Annotated in this window: 3 protein-coding genes and 1 pseudogene; all 4 read right to left on the bottom strand. The window is 49.6% G+C overall.

Annotation, left to right across the window (positions count from 1 at the left end):
* Positions 1-1,523: pseudogene (locus LIX91_RS25475) on the bottom strand (type IV secretion protein Rhs); the annotation flags it as partial.
* Positions 1,524-1,625: 102 nt separating this feature from the next.
* Positions 1,626-2,075, bottom strand: a complete 450-nt coding sequence (locus tag LIX91_RS25470) for a tetratricopeptide repeat protein (RefSeq protein ID WP_003343702.1) — start codon at positions 2,073-2,075, stop codon at positions 1,626-1,628.
* 3 nt (positions 2,076-2,078) lie between these two features.
* On the bottom strand, positions 2,079-2,510 hold the full coding sequence (locus LIX91_RS25465; RefSeq protein WP_003343700.1) for a hypothetical protein: 432 nt from the start codon (positions 2,508-2,510) through the stop codon (positions 2,079-2,081).
* Between the two features lie 7 nt (positions 2,511-2,517).
* On the bottom strand, positions 2,518-3,009 hold a 492-nt coding region (locus LIX91_RS25460; protein WP_230412660.1), incomplete at its 5' end, for an RHS repeat-associated core domain-containing protein.

Raw genomic sequence — 3,009 nt, 5'->3', positions numbered from 1 at the left:
GTAATAAACCTTGTTCTCTACCTCGCCTTCTTTTTCATCCACGCGCGCCAGCGGCGCATAGCTGCCGGGCTCGTAGATATACAGGCTGCTCTGTCCCGGACTTTCCTCACGCAGCATCCGCAGGCCTTGCCAGAGGAAGCGTTTGTGGTCGGTGTGGCCTTTGATCTCGGACTGTTTGGCGACTCTTCGGCCCAGACTGTCGTATTGATAGCTGCTGGTACTTTCCACCTGCGTGTCGGCCATGGTCTCGGTTTTGACCAGGCGGTTTTCGCAGTCGTAGGTGAAGGTCTGCCAGCGCACGATGCCGACAACTTTTTCGATCAGGTTGCCCCAGGCGTCGTATTTGTATTCGTGGTTCGCCCACTGTTTGAGGCGGTTGTCTTTGACGTGATCGAATCGGCTGGTGTTGAAGTTGAGGCGGTTGGCCGCAGCGTCGTAGCGGAACTCTTCGCCGTCGACCACGCGGCCGGTGTTGCGCGCCAGCAACTGGCCGTTGGCTTCGTATTCGTACTGGGTTTCGCCGCGCAGTTTGTCGAGGGTGCGGATCAGTTCGCCGGCAGGGTCGTATTCGTAGCGGCGGTGAATCGGGTTGTAAGCGTGTTCGACGTAGCGCTCTGGCTTTATGAGCGGGTTCTGGATCTGTGACAGCTTTTCCGCAGGCAGGGTTGTGGCGTACTGCCAGGCCTTGCGACCCATGCTGTCGTAACCGAAGCAACTTGTCAGCTTGCCTTGGGTGCGATAGATCTCGCGATGGAGATCGTCGCGCTCCATGTCGCTGATCAACTGGCCATCGAGGTTCAGCTGGTGCAGGTGACCGCTGCCGTAGTACAGGTGGTTCAGGTGTTGACCGGTAGGCAGGGTTAGAGTGGTCAGGTTGCTGAGCGGATCGTACTCGTAGTCCAGCGCGCCCTGAGGCGTGGTTTCTTTGACGAGGCGGCCGAGCAGGTCGTAGGCGAAGTCGATCTTCTCAGCGGTGACGCCCAGTTTTCTGCCGGTGTCCGTCGGCTTGCGCTCGATTGACAGCAGTCGGTCGCCGTCGTCGTAGGCATAGTCCTGACGGGCATCGTCGTTTAGCTTGGCCAGCAGCCGACCAATCGGGTCGCGCTCCAGGTGGGTGCTGCGCCGTGGTTGTTCGCCTTTCTCGCCGTAGCCGATTTCCTCGACCTGTGTCAGGTGCCCGCCGAGGTTGTAGCTAAAACGGCGAGTGAGGTTGTCGATGCGCTTTTCTTCGATCAGACGGTCTGCATTGTCGTACACGAAGTTGTAAGTGGCGTTGTTTTCGTTGACCAGTGCCGTTAGGCGAATGGCCTTGTCGTACTGGTAGGCAACGGCTTTGCCCTTGGCGTCCTCGCGTCGGGTTTGCGTTCCAGCGTGTTGGTGTTGTTCAGGGCATCGGTGACGGCGATCAGATGACCGCGATCGTCATAGCGGCAGTAAGTGTCTTTGCCTGAACAGTCCTGAAAGTGCTCAACCTGAGCGAGGTTGTTCCACCACAGGTACTTGGATTTGTAGCTTGCATTAATGAATTCGAAAGGAGGCTAACGCAATATTAGTAGCCCCTTCTATTAACTTAATTTTTAAAGAGCTATAAATTTTACAAATAAATTGCTCGGTGGCTAATGCTGTTACTTGTGGCTAGGGGAGTCAGCTTTATTTGCTATTAAATGATTTTTTACAAGCTTTAGATATTTTTCATCCTCTTCTGAAAAAATCTCCTCACCCTCTACCATATAAGCCTTGCATAAGAACTCTATACCTTCAGACTTACTCAGTTCGTAGAGAGACTGTCCTAAACGCAACATAATGAAGGGGTTTGATGCACCGTCAGGCCCGTTCATACCGTCATAGAGTTCTTCAATTGCACGTTCGTAATCTTTCATGTTAAACAAAGCGTCAGCTGTACCCGCTTTTAACCAAGTGTAAGCCTCCCAAGTGCTGCGAGGAGAAGGCAATAGACTGAGAGCTTTCTCAAAGATGTTTAATGCTCTCGGGTATTCCCCGTCATCCATAAATGAATTTCCTATGTCACTCATTTCGGAAATTTTTTCGTAAAGCTCATCATCAAGTTCTAGCATGATTCATACCTTTATATTATCGAGATAAAAATTCAAGTACTTATTGTCAAAGCCTTCAAAAGCTCTTTTCTTTCCGAGTTTGAAAGCTTTGTCAAAGTGCTCAATTGCGAGCTCTTTTTCGCCAAGTTCATAGCATATTTTTGCAAAATCAATCAGGCTGCTTGTTTCTCTTGGTGGTTTGGTTTTGATTGCAATAATTGCCCATTTTTTAGCTTCCGCATAATTTCCGGAGTCAAAGAGTAAATTAGAAATGCAACTAGAAATCCAATTGGCAAGATCCCATCTTTCGGGAGGCGCAGGCAACAAGGCCCATGCTTGATGATAGTTTTCAAGTGCTTTATGACTATCATTTTCGATTTCAAATTTATTGCCAGACTCCGTCAAGTCTACAATTTTTTGTGAAAGCTCACTATTCGAATCGCTCAAATCTTCCATAAAATCCTCAATAGCTAAAATTTTCGTGTGGCCCAATCATACTTTCGGGAGGTCTATAAATCTGCCCTAATTTGGCACCTGCGGATCTATTGGTCGAGAAGTGCTCCAGCTCATAATTTTTAGGATCTCGCATCCACTGCCTTACTTCCGGCGATTTAGCTCCAAAATACCCCCCCTTGGTATTCCAGTATGTTACTGCGTCGGTTTTATGGGCCATATCGGCCTCTTTAATGGGGTACCATTTTTCGTCTTTGCTCTTAAATCTCATACGGGCGCCTTCACCACGTATTTTTCCTTCCTTCCGCATATTCTCAATAACGGTTCTTCCCGTTTTGCTATTTTTCCCTGGGGTGCGGCCCACATAATTAGTTCTACAGCTCAGTCCCCACGGGTCAATCCAATTGATTGTATTAGGCGCATACTCATAAAGATTCTCCCCACCCAACAACCCAATCGGATCCTGCGTTATAAACCGCCCAATCTCCGGGTCGTAATACCT

The organism is Pseudomonas sp. B20 (genome assembly GCF_020515755.1).
Lineage (GTDB): Bacteria > Pseudomonadota > Gammaproteobacteria > Pseudomonadales > Pseudomonadaceae > Aquipseudomonas > Aquipseudomonas syringae.
The sequence above is the reverse complement of the archived record's forward strand: the minus strand, read 5'-3'. Positions and strand labels throughout refer to the sequence as shown.

Excerpts from the sequence above, each read along its gene's own strand:
- LIX91_RS25465 (WP_003343700.1), bottom strand. The coding sequence starts at position 2,510 with ATGGAAGATTTGAGCGATTCGAATAGTGAGCTTTCACAAAAAATTGTA.
- LIX91_RS25470 (WP_003343702.1), bottom strand. The coding sequence starts at position 2,075 with ATGCTAGAACTTGATGATGAGCTTTACGAAAAAATTTCCGAAATGAGT.